The sequence below is a fragment of the Streptomyces sp. P13-3-3 genome (assembly GCF_050571355.1).
GTDB lineage: Bacteria > Actinomycetota > Actinomycetes > Streptomycetales > Streptomycetaceae > Streptomyces > Streptomyces althioticus.
Genome location: NZ_CP192228.1, coordinates 4496849 through 4521545 on the forward strand (window position 1 = coordinate 4496849; position 24697 = coordinate 4521545).

At 72.7% G+C, this 24697-nt stretch carries 21 protein-coding genes; 9 read left to right on the forward strand and 12 right to left on the reverse strand.

Annotated features, from left to right (window positions below):
* Positions 1 to 42: 42 nt before the first annotated feature.
* Positions 43 to 708, reverse strand: coding sequence for a maltokinase N-terminal cap-like domain-containing protein (locus ACQZOG_RS20705; protein ID WP_033275510.1), 666 nt, complete (start codon positions 706 to 708; stop codon positions 43 to 45).
* Between the two features lie 288 nt (positions 709 to 996).
* Here ACQZOG_RS20705 and ACQZOG_RS20710 point away from each other — a divergent pair, with 288 nt between their 5' ends.
* The 3 genes from ACQZOG_RS20710 to ACQZOG_RS20720 all read left to right on the forward strand — a co-directional run bounded on the left by ACQZOG_RS20710 (position 997) and on the right by ACQZOG_RS20720 (position 5112).
* Entirely contained in the window at positions 997 to 1845 is an 849-nt protein-coding gene (locus tag ACQZOG_RS20710) for a 3-hydroxyacyl-CoA dehydrogenase family protein (RefSeq protein WP_033275509.1), read from the forward strand.
* A 153-nt stretch (positions 1846 to 1998) separates the two neighbouring features.
* Positions 1999 to 2322, forward strand: a complete 324-nt coding sequence (locus ACQZOG_RS20715) for an STAS domain-containing protein (RefSeq protein ID WP_019524073.1) — start codon at positions 1999 to 2001, stop codon at positions 2320 to 2322.
* A gap of 261 nt (positions 2323 to 2583) precedes the next feature.
* Positions 2584 to 5112, forward strand: a complete 2529-nt coding sequence (locus ACQZOG_RS20720) for an ATPase AAA (protein WP_033275508.1) — start codon at positions 2584 to 2586, stop codon at positions 5110 to 5112.
* A 72-nt stretch (positions 5113 to 5184) separates the two neighbouring features.
* Here ACQZOG_RS20720 and nucS read toward each other — a convergent pair whose 3' ends face one another.
* Entirely contained in the window at positions 5185 to 5856 is a 672-nt protein-coding gene (gene nucS / locus ACQZOG_RS20725; RefSeq protein WP_033275507.1) for an endonuclease NucS, read from the reverse strand.
* A 288-nt stretch (positions 5857 to 6144) separates the two neighbouring features.
* Between nucS and ACQZOG_RS20730 the strand changes: the two genes are divergently transcribed.
* Positions 6145 to 6537, forward strand: a complete 393-nt coding sequence (locus tag ACQZOG_RS20730; protein WP_033275506.1) for an SCO5389 family protein — start codon at positions 6145 to 6147, stop codon at positions 6535 to 6537.
* An 83-nt stretch (positions 6538 to 6620) separates the two neighbouring features.
* On the opposite strand, the gene ACQZOG_RS20735 is transcribed toward ACQZOG_RS20730, so the two are convergent.
* Positions 6621 to 7649: an LLM class flavin-dependent oxidoreductase gene (locus ACQZOG_RS20735; protein ID WP_033275505.1), complete on the reverse strand. Its 1029-nt coding sequence runs from the start codon at positions 7647 to 7649 to the stop codon at positions 6621 to 6623.
* A gap of 241 nt (positions 7650 to 7890) precedes the next feature.
* Between ACQZOG_RS20735 and ACQZOG_RS20740 the strand changes: the two genes are divergently transcribed.
* Positions 7891 to 8223: a hypothetical protein gene (locus ACQZOG_RS20740; protein ID WP_033275504.1), complete on the forward strand. Its 333-nt coding sequence runs from the start codon at positions 7891 to 7893 to the stop codon at positions 8221 to 8223.
* Positions 8224 to 8240: 17 nt separating this feature from the next.
* Here the strand turns inward: ACQZOG_RS20740 and ACQZOG_RS20745 are convergent, their stop codons facing one another.
* The 7 genes from ACQZOG_RS20745 to mce form a co-directional block, all read right to left on the reverse strand.
* Positions 8241 to 9128 carry an ABC transporter permease subunit gene (locus ACQZOG_RS20745; protein WP_191880431.1) on the reverse strand — a complete coding sequence of 296 codons (888 nt, stop codon included), beginning with the start codon at positions 9126 to 9128 and terminating at the stop codon, positions 8241 to 8243.
* Entirely contained in the window at positions 9125 to 10333 is a 1209-nt protein-coding gene (locus ACQZOG_RS20750; protein ID WP_193456137.1) for an ABC transporter ATP-binding protein, read from the reverse strand. The genes ACQZOG_RS20745 and ACQZOG_RS20750 overlap by 4 nt, the downstream gene beginning before the upstream one ends.
* Positions 10334 to 10465: 132 nt before the next feature.
* On the reverse strand, positions 10466 to 11239 hold the full coding sequence (locus ACQZOG_RS20755) for an ABC transporter permease (protein ID WP_033275501.1): 774 nt from the start codon (positions 11237 to 11239) through the stop codon (positions 10466 to 10468).
* Positions 11240 to 11241: 2 nt separating this feature from the next.
* Positions 11242 to 12204: an ABC transporter ATP-binding protein gene (locus tag ACQZOG_RS20760; protein WP_351031422.1), complete on the reverse strand. Its 963-nt coding sequence runs from the start codon at positions 12202 to 12204 to the stop codon at positions 11242 to 11244.
* Positions 12205 to 12291: 87 nt separating this feature from the next.
* A complete protein-coding gene (locus tag ACQZOG_RS20765) occupies positions 12292 to 13230 on the reverse strand; it encodes a cellulose-binding protein (protein WP_033275499.1) in 939 nt (312 codons plus the stop codon).
* A gap of 183 nt (positions 13231 to 13413) precedes the next feature.
* On the reverse strand, positions 13414 to 17262 hold the full coding sequence (gene scy / locus ACQZOG_RS20770; protein ID WP_359495335.1) for a polarized growth protein Scy: 3849 nt from the start codon (positions 17260 to 17262) through the stop codon (positions 13414 to 13416).
* 226 nt (positions 17263 to 17488) lie between these two features.
* Complete coding sequence (gene mce / locus ACQZOG_RS20775; RefSeq protein WP_033275497.1) at positions 17489 to 17929, reverse strand: methylmalonyl-CoA epimerase; 441 nt, start codon at positions 17927 to 17929, stop codon at positions 17489 to 17491.
* A gap of 147 nt (positions 17930 to 18076) precedes the next feature.
* On the opposite strand from mce, the gene ACQZOG_RS20780 reads away from it, so the two are divergent.
* Both ACQZOG_RS20780 and meaB read left to right on the forward strand, forming a co-directional pair.
* Entirely contained in the window at positions 18077 to 19300 is a 1224-nt protein-coding gene (locus ACQZOG_RS20780; RefSeq protein ID WP_430741710.1) for an acetyl-CoA C-acetyltransferase, read from the forward strand.
* A 40-nt stretch (positions 19301 to 19340) separates the two neighbouring features.
* Positions 19341 to 20297 carry a methylmalonyl Co-A mutase-associated GTPase MeaB gene (gene meaB / locus ACQZOG_RS20785; RefSeq protein WP_033275495.1) on the forward strand — a complete coding sequence of 319 codons (957 nt, stop codon included), beginning with the start codon at positions 19341 to 19343 and terminating at the stop codon, positions 20295 to 20297.
* A gap of 84 nt (positions 20298 to 20381) precedes the next feature.
* On the opposite strand, the gene ACQZOG_RS20790 is transcribed toward meaB, so the two are convergent.
* Both ACQZOG_RS20790 and ACQZOG_RS20795 read right to left on the reverse strand, forming a co-directional pair.
* Positions 20382 to 21692 carry a VanZ family protein gene (locus ACQZOG_RS20790; RefSeq protein ID WP_193466566.1) on the reverse strand — a complete coding sequence of 437 codons (1311 nt, stop codon included), beginning with the start codon at positions 21690 to 21692 and terminating at the stop codon, positions 20382 to 20384.
* A gap of 144 nt (positions 21693 to 21836) precedes the next feature.
* Complete coding sequence (locus ACQZOG_RS20795) at positions 21837 to 22445, reverse strand: PepSY domain-containing protein (RefSeq protein WP_193466565.1); 609 nt, start codon at positions 22443 to 22445, stop codon at positions 21837 to 21839.
* A gap of 122 nt (positions 22446 to 22567) precedes the next feature.
* Between ACQZOG_RS20795 and ACQZOG_RS20800 the strand changes: the two genes are divergently transcribed.
* Complete coding sequence (locus tag ACQZOG_RS20800) at positions 22568 to 23233, forward strand: response regulator transcription factor (protein WP_058916965.1); 666 nt, start codon at positions 22568 to 22570, stop codon at positions 23231 to 23233.
* Positions 23230 to 24681: an ATP-binding protein gene (locus tag ACQZOG_RS20805; RefSeq protein WP_430741711.1), complete on the forward strand. Its 1452-nt coding sequence runs from the start codon at positions 23230 to 23232 to the stop codon at positions 24679 to 24681. The genes ACQZOG_RS20800 and ACQZOG_RS20805 overlap by 4 nt, the downstream gene beginning before the upstream one ends.
* Positions 24682 to 24697 lie beyond the last annotated feature (16 nt).

Below are 24697 nucleotides of genomic sequence, written 5' to 3' on the forward strand. Positions count from 1 at the left end.
CTAGTGACGCACCGGCGGCCCGGGGCGCCCGTGTGCGCACTGTCACGGTGCGGGCGGCGGCGTCAGCAGCAGCACCATCAGGCCCTGCACCCGGGTACCGTCCGGCGCGTCCCACGCCCCGGTGACATGGCCCGCCGTGCCCGGCTCGGCCTGCGGGGCGCCGTCCGGGGCGGGATGCGGGGTGCGCAGCACGCGCAGCACCGTGCCGTCCGGCGCGGTCAGCCCGGTGTGCTCCTCGGTGTCCTCGACCGCCGGGTACTCCGCCGGCACCGGGCCCTCGCCCGCCAGGGCGCGGCTCACCTCACGGTCGGGGGTGTCGCTCACGCTCTGCGCCTGCGGCTCCGCCCGGCCCTCGACCAGCGCCGCCAACTCGGCGACGGCCACCGGGTCGTGGCAGGCGTCGTAGATCCAGCGGCGGCCCAGGACCCCGTGCTCGGCGGTGCCGACGAGAGCCGCGTCCGCCCCGTCGAGCGGTGCGGCGCGATAGGTGAGCGGCACCAGGTAGTCGACCGGGGCGTCGCCCGACTCGTCCCGGACCACCATGAACTCGATGCCGACCTCGCCCTCGGGGTCGTCGAGCCGGAAGCCGCCCGCCTTGCTCAGCTTCGGCCCTTGGGGACCGCCGCGGTACCAGGGCCGGGTGGGCAGCCAGCCGGCCAGCAGCTCCAGCTTGGTCGGTTCGAGGGTGGTGCGGTGGATGACGGACATGCCGGGGGCTCTCCTTCGACGGGCGGACACACCGGCCCCCACCCTCGCACCGGCGGCGCTCCCGCGCGACGGCTTTCCTCCGGGGCCGCCGACCGTCCGTCCGTACCGGCCCTCGGGACGGCGGGCGCACGCGACCTGACGCACCGTCGGCTCCCGCCGCCTCTGCCGCCGGTGTGATGTCCGTCATGTGAGACGTGACGCGCGTTACTTACCGGTCACAGGGCTCCCCGCGAACGCTAATGTCCGCTCCTGGAGAACATGGACAGCGCGTATCAGGGGAGTCGCACAGTGGCACGCAAGCTCGCCGTCATCGGGGCCGGACTCATGGGGTCCGGCATCGCCCAGGTCTCCGCACAGGCGGGCTGGGACGTCGTCCTGCGCGACGTCACCGACGAGGCGCTGACGCGGGGCACGGACGGGATCAAGGCGTCGTACGACAAGTTCGTCGCCAAGGGGAAGCTCGAGGCGAAGGACGCCGAGGCCGCCCTCGGCCGGATCACCACGACCACCGATCTCGACGCCTGCGCGGACGTGGACGTCGTCGTCGAGGCCGTCTTCGAGAAGCTCGAGGTCAAGCACGAGATCTTCCGCACGCTCGACAAGCTCGTACGCGAGGACACCGTCCTCGCCTCCAACACCTCGGCCATCCCGATCACCAAGATCGCGGCCGTGACGGAGCGCCCCGAGCGGGTCGTCGGCACGCACTTCTTCTCGCCGGTGCCGATGATGCAGCTCTGCGAGCTGGTCCGCGGCTACAAGACCAGCGACGAAACCCTCGCCAGGGCGCGGGAGTTCGCCGAGTCCGTCGGCAAGACCTGCATCGTCGTCAACCGCGACGTCGCCGGTTTCGTCACCACCCGTCTCATCTGCGCCCTCGTCGTCGAGGCCGCCAAGCTGTACGAGTCGGGCGTGGCCAGCGCCGAGGACATCGACCTCGCCTGCAAGCTGGGCTTCGGACACGCCATGGGCCCGCTCGCCACCGCCGACCTCACCGGCGTGGACATCCTGCTGCACGCCACGAGCAACATCTACACGGAGTCGCAGGACGAGAAGTTCGCGGCACCCGAGCTGATGCGCCGGATGGTTGACGCCGGTGACATCGGGCGCAAGAGCGGGCAGGGCTTCTACGAGCACTGAGACCGCGCACACCCCGGCGTGCATCACACGCCGGGGTGAATTCGGTATCGGTTCGCTCACAGCCAGCAACCTCCGCGGCCGTCACGCAGTCAGAGGTTGCGACACCGGCCGTCAGGACACCGCGGAGCACACCACGCATCACGGGGAGCGCATATGCACATCAGGGGCGACCACGCCGAGCTGGTCGTCGGGGGCCGCCTCGACGTCCGCAGCGCGGCGGACGCCCGTACGGTCCTGCACTCGGCCGTCGACGACGGAGTCGGCGACCTCGTGCTGGACCTGTCCGAACTGGACTCCTGGGACGCCACCGGACTCGGGGTGATCATGGGGGCCCACCGACGGGCCGGCCGCTGCGGCCGGCGCCTGGTGCTGCGCGACGTGCCGCCGCAGATGCAGCGCCTGTTGGTGGCCACCCGGCTGCACCGCATCCTGGCGATCGAGGGGGGCATCGGGGTGGACACGCTGCCCCGCGTGTAAGGGCGTACGGGTGCACGACGGACGAGCCGGAGAAGCCGGGCCCACGCCCGCGAACCCCGCGCCGCGCGCACAATCCTCACGAGACCGTGACCAGTCGGACGCCCTGGCACCCCGGACTGTCGTGGATACTGACCGAAGGTTTAGGGTTCGGCTGCCCGCTGCCTTGCAACCCTCGAGCGGGCCCGGACCAGAAGCGACAGCGCGGTGTGCAGCGAGGCCGGGGAGGGCTTCAGCCACGACGCTTTTGGGGGGCTAGGACCTATGGACCCGAACCACACGGGACCCGAGGAGTACGGCCACGGCGGCGACACGCCGCGCCAGCGCCCTCCCAGGGAATCCCTCACCTCCGACTTCGGACAGCACACGTCCGTGCCCGCCCGCACGGTGCAGCTCGTCTCCGGGGACTTCCTGCTGACCGTCAACCCCGTCGACGGCAGCGAGATCGAGCCCTGCCCGCCCGCCGAGCGGCCCGCCCGCCCCGGCAAGCTCACCGAGCCCGAACGCGCCGAGGTGGAGCGCGCCGCCGCCCCGCCCGTCCCCCCGGGCCCCGAGCAGCCCGCGCTGCCCCTCCTGGCCCGCCAGGACGAGCGGGAGACGCTGGTGCGGCTGCTCGCCCGCGGCCGCTCCGTGCGTCTCGTCGGCCCCGGCGGCTCCGGCCGGACCCGGCTGCTCGACGTCGTCGCCGAGGACTGCGCCGACCTCGCGCCCGACGAAGTGGTCCGCCTCGACGGCCACCGCCGCACCGCCGACGACCTCCTGAACGACCTCTTCCACGCGGTCTTCGACGCCCCCCTGCACCGCCCCGACCGGGACGAACTGCTCGAGAGCGTCCGCGAGATCGGCGCCGTCGTCGTCCTGGACGACCTGGAGTTCGGCGGAGCCGCCCTCGACGAACTGCTGGACGCCACCCCCGAGTGCGCCTTCCTGTTCGCCGCCACCCCGGACGTGGCCGCCCCCTCCGCCGACGCCGGCGTCGAGGACGTCGAGCTGTCCGGCCTCGACCGCGCGGCCGGCCTCGACCTGCTCGGCCACGCCGTCGGCCGCGGCCTCACCGACGAGGAGGCCACCTGGGCGGGCGACCTGTGGTTCGAGTCCGAGGGACTGCCGCTGCGCTTCGTCCAGGCGGGCGCCCTGCTGCGGCAGCGCGACCGGCTGCGGGCCGGCACCAGCGCCGTCGACGAGTTCGGCGTCTTCGAGGACGTACGGCCCGACGAGGCGCCCTACGACCCCGCCGACGGCGACGACGTCCCGCTGCCCTCCCTCGGCGAGGCCGCCGCGCCCGCCCCGCTGCTCGCCTCCCGGCTCAGCGCCTCCGCCCGCGCCACCCTGCGGTTCGCCGTCGCGCTCGGCGGCGAGGTGCCGCACCAGGCGCACCTGCCCGCCCTGGTGGGCGACACCCACGCCGACGCCGCCCTCGGCGAACTGGTCTCCTGCGGACTGGTCTCCCCGGTCGGCGCCCGCTACCGGCTCGCCGCGGGCGTCCCCGCCCAGCTGGAGGCCGCCGGGTACACCGACGACTCCGACGCCCGCATCCGCGAGGCCGCGCAGCACTACGCCTGGTGGACCGGACACCCCTCGGTCACCCCGGAGCGCGTCTGCGCCGAGTCCGACGCGATCCTCGCCGCGCTCACCGCCCTGTCGCCGCTCGCCGCCGACACCGCCGACGAGCCCAGCACGGCCGTCCAGCTCGCCCGCACCGCCGCTCCCGCCTTCGCCTCCGGGCTGCACTGGAGCGCCTGGGAGCGGGCGCTGCGGGCCGGCGCGGAGGCCGCCCGCATCGCCGGGGACGTGGGTGAACAGGCCTACTTCCACCACGAGCTGGGCATCCACGCGCTGTGCGCGGGACAGCTCGACCGGGCGCGCGCCGAACTGGAGGCGTCCATCGGCCTGCGCGGCGCCCTCGCCGACAAGCGCGGCACGGTCGCGGGCCGCAGGGCGCTCGCCCTCGTCGCCGACCGCTCCGGCGTCCCGCTCACCCTCGCGCCGACCGCGGCGGAGGAGGTGCCCGAGGCGCACGTCGAGGAGTCGGCGTCCCCGCCCCGCGGGGTGCCGATGGCCTTCCCCGACCTCCAGCCGCCCGCCGACACCGGTCTGGTCGTCTCCGGCGCCGTGCCCGCCGTGACGCTCCCGCAACAGACCAAGGACGGCGTCCCGGGCGGCCTCAAGGGGCTCGCCAAGCGCAACCTGGTCGCGGCGGGGGCGGGCGCGCTGCTGGTCGCCGTCCTCGGCACCGTCGTCACCCTCGGCGCCACGTCGGGCAACGACCCCGCGTCGCCGTCCGAGAACGTCGGCGTCAACCCGTCCGCCAGCCAGGGCCTGGAGGACGACAGCCTCGACGCGGACCCGGCGGCCGGCAACAAGGGCGACACCGGGAAGGCCACCAGCCGCCCCACCGACCCCGGCCCCGACGGCACGCTCGGCACCGCGGACGACCCGACGCCGACGGCCACGGAGTCCGGCGATCCGTCGGACGACGAGACGCGCACGAAGGAGCCGGACGAGCCGACGAAGCCGACGTCGCCGGGCACCACGCCGACCAAGCCGACCAAGTCGCCGAAGCCGCCGACGGAGCCCGACCCTGACCCGTCGGAGCCGACGGAGGACCCGACGGGGCCCACGGGCGAACCCACGGAGACCGAGGACCCGACGGACCCGACCACCACGCCGGGCGAGCCGAGCACCAGTGTCACCGCCAGCGGTCCCGCCTCCTCCGCCCCCGTGGAGACCTCCGCGACCGCCACGCAGGACACGGATCAGGCCTCGCCCGAGGAGTCGGAGACGATCATCTGACCCGCCGGACGCGCCAGGGGCCGGGTTCCGCACGGAACCCGGCCCCTGGCGCGTGCCGTCGTGTCGCGTCGCTCAGAACAGGCGCAGCTTGTCGTCCTCGATGCCGCGCAGGGCGTCGTAGTCGAGGATCTGGCAGCCGATGCCGCGGTCGGAGGCGAGCACCCGGGCCTGCGGCTTGATCTCCTGGGCGGCGAAGATGCCGCGCACCGGCGCGAGATGCGGGTCGCGGTTGAGCAGTTCCAGATAGCGGGTGAGCTGCTCCACGCCGTCGATCTCGCCGCGCCGTTTGATCTCCACGGCGACGGTCTGCCCGTCGGCGTCCCGGCACAGGATGTCGACCGGTCCGATCGCCGTCATGTACTCACGGCGGATCAGGGTGTACCCCTCGCCGAGGGTCTCGATGCGGTCGGCGAGCAGCTCCTGAAGGTGTGCTTCCACGCCGTCCTTGATCAGGCCGGGATCGACGCCGAGTTCGTGCGACGAGTCGTGGAGGATCTCCTCCATCGTGATGATGAGCTTCTCGCCCGCCTTGTTGACGACGGTCCAGACGCCCTCCTCTTCGCCGGCGCCCTCCTTCAGGGTGCACGGCGGCGACATCCAGTTGAGGGGCTTGTAGGCCCGGTCGTCGGCATGGATCGAGACGCTGCCGTCCGCCTTGACCAGGATCAGACGAGGTGCGGACGGCAGGTGCGCGGTGAGCCGCCCGGCGTAGTCCACGGAGCAGCGGGCAATGACGAGACGCATGGTCGGCAACGCTACTCGACCGGCCGGGGTGGACGCGATTCGCCCTCACATGCGCCCCTCGGGGCCCAGGAGGCGCGTCCTGTATCTCCTGGAAAACGCGTGTTCCGGGATGGCCGATTCCCGGCCTACAGGAAGTTCCGCATCCGCCCGTTCTCCTGGTGCGGTCACCGTCCGTTGCTTACGGTATTGAACGGGAGGTCGCGAACTGTGTACGCAGCGTGCCCGTTTTCGCGCACTCCCTTATCTGTCAGGCAACCCCCGAGTACTGGGGGTGCGAGAGGAGAACCCATGTCGCTCGACGTCTCACCGGCCCTACTCGAACAGGCCGAGCGAGGCGAGGTCGACGAAGCTGCCTTCGTCGACTGCGTCCGGACCTCCCTGCCCTACGCGTGGGAGATGATCAGCTCCCTGGTGGCCCAGCTGAAGGTGGACGGCGGTACCTTCGCCGACAACCAGACGCCCCCGCCGGACGAGCAGGCACGCGGTCAGCTGCTGCGTGCGCTCGCGAGTGACGCGATACGCGGCGCGCTGCAACGGCACTTCGGTGTTCGGCTGGCCTTCCAGAACTGCCACCGGGTGGCCGTGTTCCCGCTTGACTCCTCGGTCGACGAGACGCTGGCCCGCTTCACCTCGGTGCGCAGCCAACTGCTCAACCAGTCGCCGGAACTGCGCGACTGCTGACGCTCCATCGATAGCTTGCCGCTCCGTACGCGGGAGGTGCAGTCTGTACCGGGGCGGCAAGCATCCCTGGACGTCTCGAAGTGTCAGGTGAGTTGGGGGAGCACCTCGGCGCCGAGCCGCCGTACGTTCTCCTCCGTCGCCGCCAGGTCGCCGGAGCCTTCGACGAGCAGCGCGAAACGTGAGATGCCGGTCCGCTCGCTGGTCGCGGCGAGCCGGTCGGCGCACAGCCGCGGGGTGCCCACCGGGTGCAGCCCGCACAGCAGTTCCGTGTAGGCCAGCGGGTCGCGCATCCTGCGCTCGCGGCCGTCCACCGTCACATGGGCGTCCAGTCCCTGCTTGAGCCAGCCCGGCATGGCCTTCAGCAGGGTCTCGGCCGCGTCCGGGCGCCGGTCCGCGATCTGGCAGACCCCGGCCGAGACATGGGCCGCGCCCTCGATCTCGGCGGAGGTCCGGCCACTGGCCCGCGCGTGGCGCCGCCACGAGGCGACCATCTCGGCCTTCTCCTCGTCGCCGACGTGCATGCCCAGCAGCATCGGCAGCCCGCGCTCGGCGGCCAGCCGTACGCTCGCGGGGGAGGTGCAGGCGACCACGACCTCCGGGCCCCCGGCGTCGGTCAGCGCCTCCGAGGGGCGGGGGACGACGGGCACCTCGCGGAACCGGTACCGCTCGCCGTCGGCGCCCACGGACGGCTCGCGCAGCCAGCGCAGCAGCAGGTCGAGCGCCTCCGGGAACCCCTTCTCGTACGCCTCCAGGCCGGCCCCGAAGACCTCCAGGTCCACCCACGGGCCGCCGCGGCCGAGGCCCAGCGAGAACCGTCCGCCGCTGGCGACGTGCAGCAGCGCCGCCTGCTCCCCGAGCGCGACCGGGTGGGCGGTGGGCAGCACACTGACCGCCGTGCCCACGCGCAGCCGCCGGGTGCGGCCCAGCAGCATGGCCGCCAGGGTGACGGCGGACGGGCAGGTGCCGTAGGGCACGAAGTGGTGCTCGGCCAGCCAGACCGTGTCGAGCCCCGACTCCTCGGCCACTTCGGCGGAGCGGACCGCGCGGTGCAGCGCCTCCCCTTCGCCCTGCCCGGGGAACCGGGCGGCCAACACGAAACTTCCAACGCGCATTGCTCTTCCTGCTTCCTTGGCTCCGACGCGGAGCTCCCCCGCAGGGCATAACCCCCCGACACGTGCCGAGGACACGGCCGGGCGAGCGATCTTGCGGATTGTCTGCAGAATGGGCCGCTCTCACGGGGCCGCCGCGCGTCACGGACTGACTTGTGACGATTGGCGGCGTACGCGTACCCCGGTCCGCGGCGGCTAGGCTGGACGCGGTCCGTGCATCCTGTATAGCCCCGTGAGGTGTCCTGTGTCCCCGCGTCGCAACCGACCCAAGGGAGCCGGTTCGTCCGGCCGGAGCGCCGAGGACGACAGCTCCGGGAGGTACGGCGGATGGCAGTCCACGGAGTCCTGGCGGGGCGAGGACTGGAGCGTGCGGCACGTGGCGGGCAGCAGCGCCCGGGGCAAGTCCTACCGGTGTCCGGGCTGCGACCAGTTGATCCCGGACGGGGTGGCGCACGTGGTGGCCTGGCCCGAGCACTCAGGCGTCGACGAGCGCCGGCACTGGCACAAGGCCTGCTGGAACGCGAAGGACCGCCGCACCACGCGGGTGCAGCGGTCCCGTAACGCGCCCAGGTTCTGAGGGTTCTCCCCGCCTCGCTAGACGTCCCGCTTCTTCAGCAGGGCGAACGCCCCCGCGAGCGCGGCCGCGGTGACGGCCAGCATGATCCACAGCGGGTCCCAGTCCGACGGGCCGGACTCCGACAGGGAGTTGGCGTAGAAGATGCTCATCTGGTTCGGGATGGAGTACTCGAACAGCGCCTGCTGCACGTCCCGCAGCGAGGACGAGAACATGAACAGCGCGATCACCAGCGGGGCCAGCACGGCGGCGATCATGATGGTGATGGCGCCCGCCGAGTGCCGCACGATCGACCCGACCGCCAGCGACAGGGTGCCCAGCAGCGCCAGGTAGAGCGAGACGCCGACCGTGCCCTTCAGCCATTCCTCGCCGGTCGGCTCCGCGGCGTTGTACTCCTCCAGCAGCGACACGTGCAGCAGACCCACGACCGACGCGCACACCAGCGTCACCACGAAGGCGACCAGGAAGAACACCAGGGCCTTCGCCGCGAGCACCCGGCCGCGGCTGGGACAGGCGACCATCGTCGTACGGATCATGCCGGTGCCGTACTCGGAGGCGGTGGTCAGCACGCCGAGCGTGATCAGGCACATCGAGCCGAGCAGCAGCCCGAAGAAGCCCAGCGACAGCGGGCTCTCGCCGCCCAGGTCGGGGTCGGCGTTGACGATCACCAGACCGGTGAGCAGGCCGATGCCCACCACGAGCGCGACGAGGACGCCCAGCGTCCACATGGTCGAGCGCACCGACCTGATCTTCGTCCACTCGGAGGCGAGCGCGTGCCCGAGGTGGGTGCGCACCACCGGGATGGGCGACGTGTAGGTGGGGTACGCCGGGGCGGAGGGCGCGGCACCGGGGGCGGCCGGCCACTCGGCTGCGGCGCTCTGCGGCATCGGGGGCTGGGGCGTGCTCATCGGGCGTCCTCGGACTTGGTCGGCTCGGCGGAGGGGACGTGGGGAGCGCTCTGCGGCGCCTGCGGCGGCTGCGCGTAAGGGTTCGCCGCCGGGGCGGCGGCCGGGGCCGCCGCGGGGGCCGGGGGAGCGCCGTAGGGGCCCGCGGGGGCGGCCTGCGGCGGGGCGAAGGGCTGCCCGCCCTGCTGGGGCGGCGGCGGGGCGTACCAGCCGGGCTGGCCCTGGCCCGGTACCGGCATCGGCGGCTGCGCGCCCGGCGGCAGCTGCTGCTGCAGCCCCTCCTTCTGGTCCACGGTCGAGCGGTAGTCGACGGCGCCCTGCGTCATCCGCATGTACGCCTCCTCCAGGGACGCCTGGTGCGGCGACAGCTCCCACAGCCGTACGTCCTGGTCGTGGGCGAGGTCGCTGATCCGGGGCAGCGGCAGTCCCGTCACCCGCAGCGCGCCGTCCTGCTCCGGCAGCACATGGCCGCCGGCCTCGGTGATCGCGGCCGACAGCTTCTCGCGCTGCTGCGGCTCGCTGTCGGGCGTGCGCACCCGCGCGAAGTCGGCGGAGTTGTGGGAGATGAAGTCCTTGACGCTCATGTCCGCCATGAGCTGACCGCGGCCGATCACGATGAGGTGGTCGGCGGTCAGCGCCATCTCGCTCATCAGGTGGGAGGAGACGAAGACCGTACGGCCCTCGGCGGCCAGCGACTTCATCAGGTTGCGCACCCAGAGGATGCCCTCGGGGTCGAGGCCGTTGACCGGCTCGTCGAAGAGCAGCACCTGGGGGTCGCCCAGCAGCGCGGCGGCGATGCCCAGACGCTGGCCCATGCCGAGGGAGAAGCCCTTGGACCGCCGGCCCGCCACCTCGTGCAGGCCCACCACGCCCAGCACCTCGTCCACCCGGCGGGCCGGGATGCCCGACAGCTGGGCCAGGCTGAGCAGGTGGTTGCGGGCGGACCGGCCGCCGTGCACGGCCTTGGCGTCCAGCAGCGCCCCCACCTGGCGGGGAGCGTTGGGCAGCTTGTCGTACGGGTGGCCGCAGATCGTGACGTGGCCCGCGGTGGGGTTGTCCAGACCGAGGATCATCCGCATCGTCGTCGACTTGCCCGAGCCGTTGGGGCCCAGGAATCCGGTGACGGCTCCGGGACGCACCTGGAAGGAAAGGTTGTACACAGCGGTCTTGTCGCCGTACCGCTTGGTCAGGCCGACTGCCTCGATCATGCTCCGCACCCATCGAAAGGTTCAGGGACAGCGGGGCATACGCCCCCCGTAAGGGTTAGGAGCTTATCGGGGCGCTGACGGTTCCGCTCAAGGGCGCATCACGGACGGACCGGAACCGTTCCGGACGGTCGTTCACTGCGCGTCGCGCCGCCTCAGCAGCACGTAACCGCCGGCGACCGCCGCGATCACCCACAGCGCCATGATGCCGAGCCCGCCCCAGGGGCCGTACGGGGTGTCGTCGTCCACCGGGGTCACCACCTGCATGATCCTGCTGCCCGCCTGGTCGGGCAGGAACCGGCCGACCTTCTCGGTGGCGCTGACGTTGCCGAGGATGTTGGAGATCAGGAAGAAGAACGGCATCAGGATGCCCAGCGACAGCATGGGGGAGCGCAGCATCGCGGCCACGCCCATCGAGAACAGCGCGATCAGCGTCATGTAGAGCCCGCCGCCGAACACCGCGCGCAGCACCCCGTCGTCACCGATGGACGCCCTGAGGTCGCCGAGCATCAGCTGGCCCAGGAAGAACGTGGCGAAACTGGTCACCATCCCGACCACCAACGCCAGCGCGGTCGCCACCGCGAGCTTGCTGAACAGGAAGACGCCCCGCTTGGGCACGGCCGCCAGCGAGGCCCGGATCATCCCGGTGCTGTACTCGTTCGACACCACCAGCACCCCGAACACGATCATCGCGAGCTGGCCCAGGCTGGTCCCCGCGAAGCTGATGAACGTCGGGTCGAAGGAGAGCTTCTCCCGCTCGCTGAGATTGCCGAACTCGTTCTTCGAGAGCGCCGAGATCAGCATGCCGAGCGCGATGGTGGTGACCACCGCCGTCGACAGCGTCCACACGGTCGACGCCACCGACCGGATCTTGGTCCACTCCGACCGTACGACCTGTCCCGTCGCCATGCTCAGCCCTTCCTCCAGCTCTCGCCCCACTGCTGTTGCTGCTGCGGGGGCAGGGGCGCGCCGGTGTGCGCGTGGTACTCCACCGACTCCGCCGTCAGCTGCATGAAGGCCTCCTCCAGGGACGCCTGCTGGGGGCTCAGCTCGTGCAGCACCACCCCGTTGCGCGCGGCCAGTTCGCCGATCGCCTCGGCGGGCGTCCCGTCCACCTCCAGCGTCCCGTCCGCGCCGTCCACGGCGGTGACGCCCGCCCGGTGCAGCGCGTCCAGCAGCGCCTCCCGCTGCGGGGTGCGCACCCGGACCCAGGAGCGGGAGTTGCGCTCGATGAACTCCGCCATCGAGGTGTCGGCGAGCAGCCGGCCCTGCCCGATCACGACGAGGTGGTCCGCCGTCAGGGCCATCTCGCTCATCAGATGGGAGGAGACGAACACCGTGCGGCCCTGCTCGGCCAGCGACTTCATCAGCGTGCGGATCCAGTGGATGCCCTCGGGGTCGAGGCCGTTGACCGGCTCGTCGAACATCAGGATCCGCGGGTCTCCGAGCAGCGCGGCGGCGATGCCGAGCCGCTGCCCCATGCCGAGCGAGAACCCCTTGGCCTTCTTCCGCGCCACCGCCGTCAGGCCGACCTCGTCCAGCACCTCCCGCACCCGCCGTTCGGGGATGCCGTTGCTCTGCGCCAGCCACAGCAGATGGTTCTGGGCGCTGCGCCCCGGGTGCACGCCCTTGGCCTCCAGCAGGGCGCCGATGTTCGTCAGCGGGTCCTTCAGCCGGTCGTAGTGCGTGCCGTCGACGCGTACGTCCCCGGCCGTGGGGTGGTCGAGCCCCAGGATCATCCGCATGGTGGTCGACTTGCCGGCGCCGTTCGGGCCGAGGAAGCCCGTGACGATGCCGGGCCGGACGGTGAAGGTCAGGTTGTCCACCGCGACCTTCTCGCCGTACCGCTTGGTCAGCCCCTCCAGCTCGATCATGCGGCCACGCTAGAACGGGGTGAGGCCCTCTGCCACCGCAGTGGCAGAGGGCCTCACCCCGGTCCGTACGCCGGTGGTCCGGTGGAGTTACCGGGACTGCTGGGCCGGGACGCCGCGGGAGACGGGCTCGTCCTCGGTGGCGGGCGCGCCGGTGGCGGCGACCGCGGCACCCGTGAGGGTCGCCAGCATCTCGCGGACGTTGGTCAGCTGGGCGTTGATGGAGTCGCGGCGGTTGGTCAGCGCCGCCAGCTCGCGCTCGGACTCCGAACGGATCCGGTCGGCCTTGGCGTTGGCGTCGGCCACGATGTCCTCGGCCTGGCGCTGGGCGGTCTCCACCGTCTGGCGGGCCCGGCGCTCGGCGTCGGTGCGCAGCTTCTCGGCCTCCAGACGGAGCTGCTCCGCGCGGTGCTCGATCTCCGCGAGGCGCTTCTCGGCCTTGGCCTGACGCGAGGCCAGGTCGCGCTCGGACTGCTCGCGACGCTTCGCCAGGTTCGTCTCGAAGTCCGCGGCGGCCTGCGCGGCCTTGGCGCGGGTCTCCTCGAAGAGGGCGTCCGCCTCCTCGCGCTTGGACTGGGCGTCCTTCTGCGCCTCGGAGCGCAGCTGGGCGGCCTCGCCCTGGGCCTTCTCGACGATCCGGACGCCCTCGTCCTCCGCCTTGGCCTTGCGCTCGGCGGCGTACGACTCGGCGTCGTTGCGCACCTGCTGGGCGGCCGACTCGGCGAGCTCGCGGTGCTGCTCCGCGGCGCGCCGGGCCTCCTCGCGCAGGTCCTTGGCCTCCTCCTCGGCGAGACGGAGGATCTTCTCCACCCGCGCGCCGAGACCCGCGTACGACGGCTCGGCGTCGTTGATCTGGGCCTGGGCGTTCTGCGTCTCGAGGTGGAGCTCTTCGATGCGCTTTTCCAGAGCGGTGATGCGGGCGAGAGCGCTGTCACGGTCGGAGACGAGCTTGGAGATACGTTCGTCCACCTGAGCGCGGTCGTACCCACGCCGCACAAGCTCGAAGCCGTAGGGGGAAGTGTCGCTCATGGGGTTCCTGTCGAATGAGACCGGTGAGGTGATAGGTGGAATCCTAGGGGCCGAAGCGCTGTGTCATCGAGCGGATGCACGTTTGATACGGAAGATGACACCCCTTTTGAGTGGCTCGCCGCCGGAAGCCTTGCCAAAGCCATGGTCAAAGCCCTCACCGTACAAGGGATTTCGCCTGGTTTGCTAACTCTCGGCTGACTTGCCACCCGTACGGGTAGCACCCGCCGCGGCCCCCGCCTTGACGCCGTTGTCCTTGCCGCCCGCCGGGGCCTCGAAGGACTCCAGGGCCTCCAGGACGTCCTGGACGCGCGAGATCTCCGCGTTGATGTCCTCGCGGCGCCGGACGAGGACCTCGAGCTCGCGCTTGCCCTCCTCGACGGTGCGCCGTGCCTCGCGCACCGCTTCGGCCTTGAGCTCCTCGGCCTCCTTCACGAGCGTGGCCTTCTTCTGCTCCGCCTCCTTCAGAAGACCCTCGGCCTTCTTCACGGCGGCGATGCGCACCTTGCCCGCCTCGGAGTTGGCCTCGGAGACGATCTCCTTCGCCTTGGCCTCCGCCTTGGCCAGCTGCTCCTCCGCGGCCTTGATCAGCGCGTCGCAGCGGTCGCCGGCGGACTTCATGGTCTCCGCGGCCTCGCGCCGGGCGCGCTCGTGCAGCTCCTCGATCTCGCTGGTGACGCGGTCGCGCAGCTCCTCGGCGCGCTCCCGGATCTGCGTCGCGTCCCGGCGCGCGCCGACCAGCAGCTCGTCGGCGTCCGCACGGGCCTTCTCCACCAGGGAGTTGCCCTCGACCCGCGCCTCGGACACCAGCCGCTCGGCCTCGCTGCGGGCCGCGCCCACCATGGTGTCCGCCTGCGACTCGGCGTCCGCCGTGGTCTTCAGCGCCTGCTGCTGCGCCTCGGTCAGCAGCTTGTCCGCCTCGGCGGTGGTCTCCGTGATGAGGGTGTCGACCTGCTCGGCCGCCTCCGAACGCCGCTTGTTGGCCTCCCTGCGGGCCTCGTCCAGCGTCCGCTCGGCCTCGTCGCGCGCGGAGGACACCAGCCGCTCCGCCTCCGACTCCGCGTCGGCCTTGACCCGCTCCGCCTCGTGCCGCAGCCGCTCCGCCCGCTGCTGCGCCGACCCCACGGTCTCCGCGGCCTCGGCGCGCAGCCGCTCCGCGTCGCCGGTGGCGTCCGCGATGAGCTTCTCCGCCTTGGCGACCGACTCCGAGCGCACCCGCTCGGCCTCGGTGATCGTCTCGTCGGTGAGCCGCTCCGCCTCGCCGCGCGCCTCGGTGATGAGCGTGTCCGCCTGCGTCGCCGCGTCCGAACGGATTCGGTTGGCGTCCTCACGGGCCTCCGCCCGGGTGCGCGCCGCGGCCTGCTCGGCCTCGGCGACCGCGTCGGACGCCTCGGTGCGCAGCCGCTGCGCGTGCTCGGAGACCTCGGCGCGGATCCGGTCCGCCTCCGTGATCGCCTCCGAAACCGTGCGCTCCGCGAGGGACTTGGCCTCCTCGGCCTCCTCCTGAGCCTCGCGCCGCATCCGGCCCGCGTCCTCGCTGGCCCGCTCCCGCTCCGCGTAGGCGTCGGAGCGGACCCGGTCCGCCTCCTCCTCCGCCTCGCGCCGGGTGCGCTCCGCCGCGTGCTCGGCGGCGCTGCGCAGCCCGGTGATCTCCTCCTGCGCCTGCTCGTGCAGCCCGGCGACGGAGTCCCGCACCTGCTGCGCGTGCTGCTCGGCCGCCGACACCATCTCCGTGGCGCGCCGGTCCGCCTCCTCGACCAGCCGTACGGCCTCGGCCTGCGCCTCCTCCACCCGGGTGCGCGCCGCCGCCAGCAGTTCCTCGCTCTGCTCGCGGGCGCGCCGACGCTCCTCCTCGGCCTCCTCGCGGGCCGCGCCGAGCAGTTCCTCCGCCTCCCGGCGCCGCCGGGCGGCCTCCTCCTGCGCCGCCGCCAGCGTCTCGGACGCCTCGGTGCCGATCCGCTCGGCGGCCGCCTGGGCCTCCGCGCGCATCCGGTCGGCGCTGTCCTGCGCCTCGGACTTGAGCCGCTCCGCCTCGGCCGCGGCCTCCGACCGCAGCCGCACGGCGACGGCCTCGCCCTCCGCCCGGGACGCCGACGCGTCCGCGGCGGCCTCGTCACGCAGCCGCTCGGCCTCCTGCTCGGCCTGCTGCTGGAGCGTACGGATCCGCTCGGCGGCCTCCGTGCGCAGCCGCTCGGCCTCCTCGGTCGCCTCGCGGCGGATCCGGGCGGCCTCCTCGCGCGCCTCGCTCAGCGCCTGCTCGGCCGAGGCGAGGCGCTCCTCGGCCTCGGTGTGCAGCCGGGTCAGCTCGTCGGCCGCCTCCGCGCGCCGCGCCTCGACGGCCCGCTCGGTCTCCTCGCGCAGCTCGCGCGCGGACCGCTCGGCGTCCTCCTTGAGCGCGTCGGCCTGCTCCACGGCCTCCGCGCGGTGCCGCTCGGCCTCCTTGCGGGTGCGCTCCAGGGTCTCCTCGGCCTGCCGGCGCAGCGTCGTGGCGCGCTCGATGGCCTCGGTGCGGACCTTCTCGCTGTCCGTCTGCGCGGTGGACCGCAGCTCGTCCGCGTCCGCCTTGGCCTTGGCGAGCAGCTCCTCGGCGGACTTGGCCGCCTCCTCGATCTGCGCCACGGCCTCCTTGCGGGCCTCCGCGCGGATCTTCTCGCCCTCGGCGACCGCGTCGGCGCGCAGCTGCTCGGCCTCGCCGCGCAGCCGGCGCGCCTCCTCCTGCAGCTCGACCGTCTTGGCGCGGTACTCCTTGGTGTCGTCCTTCGCCGCGCCCTTGAGCTCCTCGGCGATGTCGTGCGCCTCGGCGCGCAGCCGGTCCGCCTCGGCCTCCGCCTCGCGGCGGATCCGCTCGGCCTCCTCGGCGGCCGCCTTGGTGGTCCGCTTGGCCTCCTCGGACGCCTTGTTGAGCACGTCCTCGGCGGTCTTGGCCGCCTTGGACAGCTGGGTGGCCGACTCCTCCGCGGTGAGCGTACGGGCCTTCTCCGCGGCCTCCGCGACGATCTTCTCCGCCTCGGCGCGGGCGTCGGCGACCAGCTGCTCGGCGTCCGCCTTGGTGGCCTCCGCCTCCTTGGTCGCCTCGCTGACCAGCCGCGCCACCTGCTCCTTGGCGGTGCGCGTGCGGGTCTCGTTGGCGGCCTCGGCGGACGCCAGCGCCTTGGCGGCGGCCTCCTTCGCCTCGGCGAGCACCTTCTCGGCCTCGGAGCGCGCCTCGCGCAGCGCGGTCTCCGCCTGGGCCATCCGCTCCTCGGCGGCCCGGCTCATCTCCTGCGCCTCGCGGCGCGCCGACTCCGACTCGGTGACCGTGGAGGTGCGCAGCTGCTCGGCGTGCTCGGTGGCCTCCTGGGCCTGCGTGGACGCGGCGTTCAGCAGCCGCTCGGCGTCCGTGCGGGCGCGGCGCAGCAGCTGCTCGGCCTCGCTGCGGGCCGCCTCCGCGTCGCTCTGCAGCCGGCGGCGGGCCTCGGCGGTGAGCCGCTCGGCCTCCTCGCGCGCGGCGGCCAGGGCCTGTTCCCGCTCGGCGCGGGTCTCCTCCATCAGGCGGCGGGCCTGCTCCTCGGTGCGGGCCCGGAGCTGCTCCGCCCACGCCACGTTCTCGTTGACGTGGGACTCGACGGTCTGGCGGCGCTCGGCCAGCTCCTGGTCGAGCTGCTGGCGCCGGGTCACCGCCTCCTGGTGCAGCTCCGCCTGGAGGCGGGCGGCCTGCTCGGCGTGCTCCTGGAGGATGCGCTGGGTCTGGGCGCGGGCCTGGCTCAGCTCCCGCTCGGCGTCGGCGCGGAGCTGGTCGGCCTGCAACTGCGCGTTGCGGAGCAACTGCTCGGCCTGGTAGCCGATGTCGCCGCCGTCGTAGGCGGGCCGGGACATGATGGTGCGCCGCGCCTCGTGCAGCTTGGCGCGCAGCACCTCGACCTGGTAGCCGAGGTCCTCGGCGTGCTGGATCGCCTTTTCCCGCTCGGTCTTCAGCCGCTTCATCTCGGCTTCGAACCGAGAGAGGTGGTCGACGTCAGCCGCCGGCTCTCGCTCCTGGCTCTCGTAGCCCCGCACTGCGCGGTCCCATCCGTCCCCTGGTCGCAAGTCTGGCCGAGCTCCGCCCATCCCGAACGGAGCCCCCGGGGAATGGTGTCAGATCATCGGCGGAGCATGGGCTGCTGCCCCGCGCTCGCCCCCCGCCACCCGGCCCCGGCGATCCCGTCGCCGAACACGACGGGACTCGGTCACCACGCTTCGAGCGGCGACCAGACCCAACCCTACCGGCCCTTATGTACGTGGGTCAGTGCTCGGACGACTCAACGGGCGCGGAAGTGACCAGTTCTGTCAGTACGCCGTGGCAGTCCTTCGGGTGCAGGAAGGTGATCCGTGACCCCATGGAACCGCGCCGGGGCTCTTCGTACAGAACGCGTACGCCCTTCTCCTTGATGCCGGCCGCCTCCGCGTCGACGTCCGCCGTACCGAAAGCGATGTGGTGGACGCCCTCGCCGTTCTTCGCGAGCCACTTGGCGACGGTGGAGTCCTCGCGGGTCGGCTCGAGGAGCTGCAGGTAGGAGGCACCGCCGTCCGAGGTCTCGTTGATCTTGAGCATGGCCTCGCGCACGCCCTGCTCCTCGTTGACCTCCGAGTGGAACACCTCGAAGCCGTAGGTGGAGCGGTAGAACTCCACGGTCTTGTCGAGGTCGAAGCAGGCGATCCCGATGTGGTCGATTCGCGTCAGCATGGAATCAGTGCAGCGCCCCCGGGGCGGTTACGCAACGTGCGCGCGATCACACCGAAAGGCCGATGACGGGGTCGCCCGCGCGTCAGTACATTCGAAGTAAACCCTCGTTCACTCCTCGGCTGTGCAGCCGGAAGGGGACCGCAGCTCATGACTTCTGCATCATCTGCAACATCCGCAACGAACGGCACGACGTCCGTCATCGTCGCGGGCGCCCGCACCCCGATGGGTCGGCTGCTCGGTTCGCTGAAGTCGTTCTCCGGAGCCGACCTCGGCGGCTTCGCGATCAAGGCCGCCCTCGACCGTGCGGGGATCGGCGGCGACCAGGTCCAGTACGTGATCATGGGGCAGGTGCTCCAGGCCGGGGCGGGGCAGATCCCGGCGCGCCAGGCCGCCGTGAAGGCCGGCATCCCGATGAACGTCCCGGCGCTCACCATCAACAAGGTGTGCCTCTCCGGCCTCGACGCCATCGCGCTGGCCGACCAGCTCATCCGCGCGGGCGAGTTCGACGTGGTCGTGGCCGGCGGCCAGGAGTCCATGACCAACGCCCCCCACCTGCTGCCGAAGTCCCGCGAGGGCTACAAGTACGGCGCGGTGCAGGTGCTCGACGCGATGGCGCACGACGGCCTGACCGACTCCTTCGAGAACATCGCCATGGGCGAGTCCACGGAGAAGCACAACACCCGCCTCGGCATCGCCCGTCCCGAGCAGGACGAGATCGCCGCCCTGTCTCACCAGCGGGCCGCCGCCGCGCAGAAGAACGGCCTCTTCGAGGCCGAGATCACCCCGGTCGAGATCCCGCAGCGCAAGGGCGACCCGGTGCTCTTCAGCAAGGACGAGGGCATCCGCGGTGACACCACCGCCGAGTCACTCGGCAAGCTGCGCCCGGCCTTCGCCAAGGAAGGCACCATCACCGCCGGTTCCTCCTCGCAGATCTCCGACGGCGCCGCCGCCGTGGTCGTGATGAGCAAGGCCAAGGCGCAGGAGCTGGGCCTGGAGTGGATCGCCGAGATCGGCGCCCACGGCAACGTGGCCGGCCCCGACAACTCGCTCCAGTCGCAGCCGTCGAACGCCATCCGGCACGCCCTCGAGAAGGAGGGCCTGGAGGTCTCCGACCTCGACCTGATCGAGATCAACGAGGCCTTCGCCGCGGTTGCCGTCCAGTCAATGAAGGACCTCGGCGTTTCCACCGAAAAGGTGAACGTCAACGGTGGCGCCATCGCCCTCGGTCACCCGATCGGGATGTCCGGCGCGCGGCTGGTGCTGCACCTGGCGCTGGAGCTGAAGCGGCGCGGCGGCGGTGTCGGCGCCGCGGCGCTGTGCGGTGGCGGCGGCCAGGGTGACGCGCTGATCGTGCGGGTACCCAAGGCCTGACCAGGTTGTTGCCGACTTCCCTTACGTGAACGGAGCTGTGATGCAGGACGTCTCCACCCTGGTGGCCCAGGCCAGAGAGGGCAGGCCACGGGCCGTGGCCCGGCTGATCTCCCTGGTGGAGGGGGCGTCACCGCAGCTCAGGGAGGTCATGGCGGCCCTCGCGCCGCTCGCGGGCAACGCCTACGTGGTCGGCCTCACCGGCTCCCCGGGCGTCGGCAAGTCGACGTCCACCTCGGCGCTGGTGACCGCGTACCGCAAACAGGGCAAGCGGGTCGGCGTCCTGGCCGTCGACCCGTCCTCCCCCTTCTCCGGGGGCGCCCTTCTGGGTGACCGCGTCCGGATGTCGGAGCACGCCTCCGACCCGGGCGTCTACATCCGCTCCATGGCCACCCGCGGCCACCTGGGCGGCCTCGCCTGGGCCGCGCCGCAGGCCATCCGCGTCCTGGACGCGGCCGGCTGCGACGTGATCCTGGTCGAGACGGTAGGCGTCGGCCAGTCGGAGGTGGAGATCGCCTCCCAGGCCGACACCTCCGTGGTACTCCTCGCCCCCGGCATGGGCGACGGCATCCAGGCCGCCAAGGCCGGAATCCTCGAGATCGGCGACGTCTACGTCGTCAACAAGGCCGACCGCGACGGCGCGGACGCCACCGCCCGCGAGCTGAACCACATGCTGGGCCTCGGCGAGTCCCGCGGCCCCGGCGACTGGCGCCCCCCGATCGTCAAGACGGTCGCCGCCCGCCAGGAGGGCGTCGACGAGGTCGTCGAGGCGCTGGAGAAACACCGGGCGTGGATGGAGGAGCGAGGCGTCCTCACGGAACGCCGCCGCGCCCGCGCGGCCCACGAGGTCGAGACGATCGCCGTCACGGCCCTGCGCCGCCGCATCGGCGACCTCCACGGCGACCGCCGCCTGGACGCACTCGCGGAGCGCATCGTCGCGGGCCGGCTGGATCCCTACCGGGCGGCGGACGAACTGATCGAGGGCCTGACGGGCAACTGACCAGGGGCTCCGCCCCGGACCCCGCTCCTCAAACGCCGGAGGGGCTGACTCCAGCCCGTCCGGCGTTCGAGGACCCCCAGGGGGTCAGGGCAACGGCACGTCGTTCCCGTCGGCCACCGGCACCTCGTGCGCGCTGCCGTCGACCGCGTCGACGACCCCTGTGTGCGCAAACCCGCCCAGGTGAACGGTCATCAGCCAGTGGACGCGCCACGGCCCGTCACGCCGCTGTGCGAGCAGTACGGCCCGCTCCCGTTTCCCCTCCCCGGGGCGGAGCCCTTGCGCGCGTTCGAAGATCTGCCACGCCCGAGCCTCGTCGACGCGCGGCTCGGGCAGTTCCGGGTCGGCGGCACCCCGTGCCGTGAGGCCGGTGACGCGGCCCGACGCGGCGACCGTGACGTCGAGGCGCATCGGCATCACGACGCCGTCGCGCAGGCGCCGCCAGGAGACCGTCCAGCCTTCGTCCTCCGCCCGGTGCACCGTGACGCGGGCGCCCGCGGCCCAGGGCGCGTACTCCTTCGCGTAGGCGACCGCCACCTTCCTCGCGTCCTCCGGGCCGGTCACGGGGCCCTCGGCGGAGGGGACCTCGTACCCGGGGAGGACGAGAGCCGTGAACCGCTCTCCGTCGGGCCAGGACAGATCCGCGCCCCCGCCGGGGACCTCGGCGCTCACCGTGCCCGTGCCGTCTCCGTGGTCGAGGAACATGCTGTCGCCGACGGCGTACGCGGATCCGAAGGCTTCGGTCAGCGCCCGCTCCAAGGCCCGCGCCTGGACCGGCGTCGCCGCCGGTACCTCGGTGGGCTGCGGGTGACGCACCAGATCGATGCCGGCCAGCCAGACGACGGCGGTCAGGGCGAGGACGGGCGCGCACACGACCGCCGTACGGCAGACGGCCCCCCGCCCGACCCGGGCGCCCGTGGGCAGCAACCGGAGCAGTACGGCTCCGGCAAGAGCACCGCCGCACGTGCCGAGTGTGTTGGTGACCAGGTCGTCCGTGTCGCACAGGCGGCTCACGAACGGGACAGTGGTCTGCGCCGTCTCGATGACGAGGGTGAACAGGGCGCCGGTGGCGGCGGCGAAGAGCGGACGGCGGGTGGCGAGCGTGGCGAACAGGCCGTACGGCACGAACAGGAGGAGGTTGAGCTGTCCCTGGGTGCCGGTCAGCGCCGTCATCACATCCGGGTTGACGGCGCATTCGAAGGTCGCGCCCCCGCCGCCCGACCAACTCGTCAGCAGCGCGGGCCCGGTGGCGGAGGCCGCCCACAGGCCGTGCAGCGTCGCCTTTCGGGCCCCGGTACGGCGGCGGGACACGAGGAAGGCGAGCAGGCCCGCCGCCAGGGTGAGCGTGACGGCGACGACGAGGAACGGCACCTCGTCCTGGAAGACGGCTTCGATCAACGGGCGTCCTGGTGCGAGGGAGCCGGCGGCTCGGGTGACGCACACGCCCGGCCCGGGCGCACGCCGCCTCCGGCTCCACGCACTGACATGCTCATGCGGCCGCGTCGGTGATCATGAGATCACGGGACGCGGCGCGCTCCAAGCTCAGTCGTCGTCGGAGTCGTCGTCCCGGTCCGCCGTGACCGTGGCGGACTTCAGGTCGACCTTCCATTCCCGTTCGTCCCCGCCGGAGGCGCGCGTCTCCGTTTCCCAGCCTCGGTCGTCGCCGTCGTCGTCCAGGTCGACGGAGACCACCGTGCCCTTGGACTCCGCGGTCCTCGCGGCCTGTTCGGCCGTCACCTTCGCGTTCTTCAGCGCGGCGTGCACCTCGGCGGCGTCGTCCTCGTCGTCCTGCTGGGCGCCCAGCACCTTTCCGCTGTCCGGGGCGATCCTGACGGTGTGCCAGGCGTCGCCCTCGGCGAGGACGTCGATCTCCCAGGAGCCGTCGTCCAGTTCGGCGGAGACGGCCGTGCCCGGGGTGTGGTCCAGTGCGGCGGCGATGGCCTCCGCGGCGGTCACCTTGCCGGCGGCGGGGGCGGGGGCACCGTCCCTGTCGTCGTCCCGGTCGTCCTCGCGGGCGTCGTTCCTGTCGTCGTCCGTGCGCGTCACCGACGTCGTGTCGTCGTCGTCCCCCGCGACCGCCAGTGCCGTCGCCGTGCCCCCGCCCACCAGTGCCGCGGCCGTGACGACGGCGATCACGATGTTGCGCTTCATGTGGGTTCCTCCCGAGTCGGTGTGCTTCGCGCTGTACGGCATTCAATGTCGCCCATCGACGCTGAGCGGAAGCTGAAGCAGCCTGAAGTGATCTTCAGCTTCCCTTTGCGACCCTGGGTCCCATGCGACTCCTGATCGTCGAGGACGAAAAGCGCCTCGCCCTCTCCCTCGCCAAGGGCCTCACCGCCGAGGGGTACGCCGTCGACGTCGTGCACGACGGCCGGGAGGGGCTGGACCGGGCCACGACCGAGCCGTACGACCTGGTGATCCTCGACATCATGCTGCCCGGCCTCAACGGCTACCGGGTGTGCGCCGCCCTGCGCGCCGCCGGGTACGACGTGCCGATCCTGATGCTCACCGCCAAGGACGGCGAGTACGACGAGGCCGAGGGCCTGGACACCGGCGCCGACGACTATCTGACCAAGCCCTTCTCCTACGTGGTGCTGGTCGCCCGGGTGAAGGCGCTGCTGCGCCGCCGGCGGGCCGTGGGCGCGTCACCGGTCCATGTGCACGGCGACCTGAAGGTGGACACCGCCGCCCGCCGGGTCTGGCTCGGCGAGGAGGAGGCCGAGCTGACGGCGAAGGAGTTCTCCGTGCTGGAGCACCTGGTGCTGCGGGCCGGCGAGGTGGTGTCCAAGGCCGACATCCTCGAGCACGTCTGGGACTTCGCCTACGAGGGCGACCCCAACATCGTCGAGGTCTACGTCAGCGCCCTGCGCCGCAAGCTCCGCGCGGACCTCATCCGCACGGTGCGCGGCGCCGGTTACCGGCTGGAGACGGCACCGTGAGCCGGCTGTTCGGCTCGGTCCGCTCCCGGGCGACGCTCGGCGCCACGCTCGTCGTCGCCGTGGCCCTCGTCGCGGCCGGCACCGCGCTCCTGCTGTCCCTGCGCGCCAACCTGACCGGCGAGGCCGGCACCCGGGCCGAGCGTTCCGCGCAGGCCGTCGCCTCCGAACTGGCCGCTCGTACGCCCCTCGACAAGCTCTCCGGGCTGGACGCCGAGGACACCCCCGTGCAGATCACCGACGAGGACGGCGTCCTGCTCGCGGCCTCGGAGGACCTGGAGCGGATCACCGGGACCGGCACTGCCGAGGTGACGCCCGCGCCGGGCCGGTCCGACGCGGACGACGACCGGGACGGGGAGGACGACGACCGCGACGACGACTCGCTCGATCCCGGCGAGATCACCCCCGGCGCGAGCTACACCAACGGCACCGCCACCATCGACGGCGACACCGAGGACTACCGCTTCGCCGCCGTCGAGGTGGAGACACCCGACCGGGGCCGTCTCACCGTCCACGCGGGAGCCCCGCTGGCCGCCGAACACAGCGCCGTGGGCACCGCGCTGACCGCCATGCTCATCGGCTTCCCCCTGCTGCTCGGCGTCGTCGCCGCGGTGACCTGGCTGGTCACCGGAAGGGCCCTGCGCCCGGTCGAGGGCATCCGCCGGGAAATGGCCGCGATCACCGCCTCCGAGGACCTCCGCCGCCGCGTCCCCGAACCGGCGACGCACGACGAGATCGCCCGGCTCGCCCGCACCACCAACGCCACGCTCGCCGCGCTGGAGGCCTCCGTGGAGCGGCAGCGTGCCTTCGTCGCCGACGCGTCCCACGAACTGCGCAGCCCCATCGCCTCGCTGCGCACCCAGCTGGAGGTCGCGGCCGCCCACCCCGAACTGCTCGACCTGGACGGCGCGGTGGAGGACACCGTACGGCTGCAGAACCTCGCCGCCGACCTGCTGCTGCTCGCCCGCTTGGACGCGGGGGAGCGGCCCGCGGGCACCCGGGTGGACCTGGCCGCGCTGGCCCGGGAGACGGCCGCGGGACGCGAGCGCGTCACGGTGGAGGCGGAGCCCGTCGAGGTCTCCGGGTCACGCGGCCAGCTCGCGCGGGTGCTCGCCAACCTGCTGGACAACGCGGAGCGGCACGCCCGCGAGCGGATCACGGTGACCGTGCGCCGGGAGGGCGGCGAGGCCGTGGTGGGCGTCGCCGACGACGGCGAGGGGGTGGCCGGGGCCGACCGCGAGCGGATCTTCGAGCGGTTCGTCCGGCTGGACGCGGCACGCAGCCGCGACGACGGCGGGGCCGGTCTCGGCCTGGCCATCGCGCGGGACGTCGCCGTACGGCACGGCGGCACGCTCACCGCCGGCGCGGCGCCGGCGGGCGGAGCCCTCTTCGCACTCCGCCTGCCGCTCGCCGGACGCGGACCGGGGCAGCCCCCGGGCCTGGACAGGTAGTAGGAAGGGGGACGAC

Excerpts from the sequence above, each read along its gene's own strand:
- ACQZOG_RS20705 (WP_033275510.1), bottom strand. The coding sequence starts at position 708 with ATGTCCGTCATCCACCGCACCACCCTCGAACCGACCAAGCTGGAGCTG.
- ACQZOG_RS20715 (WP_019524073.1), top strand. The coding sequence starts at position 1,999 with ATGCACATCAGGGGCGACCACGCCGAGCTGGTCGTCGGGGGCCGCCTC.
- ACQZOG_RS20720 (WP_033275508.1), top strand. The coding sequence starts at position 2,584 with ATGGACCCGAACCACACGGGACCCGAGGAGTACGGCCACGGCGGCGAC.
- nucS (WP_033275507.1), bottom strand. The coding sequence starts at position 5,856 with ATGCGTCTCGTCATTGCCCGCTGCTCCGTGGACTACGCCGGGCGGCTC.
- ACQZOG_RS20730 (WP_033275506.1), top strand. The coding sequence starts at position 6,145 with ATGTCGCTCGACGTCTCACCGGCCCTACTCGAACAGGCCGAGCGAGGC.
- ACQZOG_RS20735 (WP_033275505.1), bottom strand. The coding sequence starts at position 7,649 with ATGCGCGTTGGAAGTTTCGTGTTGGCCGCCCGGTTCCCCGGGCAGGGC.
- ACQZOG_RS20745 (WP_191880431.1), bottom strand. The coding sequence starts at position 9,128 with ATGAGCACGCCCCAGCCCCCGATGCCGCAGAGCGCCGCAGCCGAGTGG.
- ACQZOG_RS20750 (WP_193456137.1), bottom strand. The coding sequence starts at position 10,333 with ATGATCGAGGCAGTCGGCCTGACCAAGCGGTACGGCGACAAGACCGCT.
- ACQZOG_RS20755 (WP_033275501.1), bottom strand. The coding sequence starts at position 11,239 with ATGGCGACGGGACAGGTCGTACGGTCGGAGTGGACCAAGATCCGGTCG.
- ACQZOG_RS20760 (WP_351031422.1), bottom strand. The coding sequence starts at position 12,204 with ATGATCGAGCTGGAGGGGCTGACCAAGCGGTACGGCGAGAAGGTCGCG.
- ACQZOG_RS20765 (WP_033275499.1), bottom strand. The coding sequence starts at position 13,230 with ATGAGCGACACTTCCCCCTACGGCTTCGAGCTTGTGCGGCGTGGGTAC.
- mce (WP_033275497.1), bottom strand. The coding sequence starts at position 17,929 with ATGCTGACGCGAATCGACCACATCGGGATCGCCTGCTTCGACCTCGAC.
- ACQZOG_RS20780 (WP_430741710.1), top strand. The coding sequence starts at position 18,077 with ATGACTTCTGCATCATCTGCAACATCCGCAACGAACGGCACGACGTCC.
- meaB (WP_033275495.1), top strand. The coding sequence starts at position 19,341 with ATGCAGGACGTCTCCACCCTGGTGGCCCAGGCCAGAGAGGGCAGGCCA.
- ACQZOG_RS20795 (WP_193466565.1), bottom strand. The coding sequence starts at position 22,445 with ATGAAGCGCAACATCGTGATCGCCGTCGTCACGGCCGCGGCACTGGTG.
- ACQZOG_RS20800 (WP_058916965.1), top strand. The coding sequence starts at position 22,568 with ATGCGACTCCTGATCGTCGAGGACGAAAAGCGCCTCGCCCTCTCCCTC.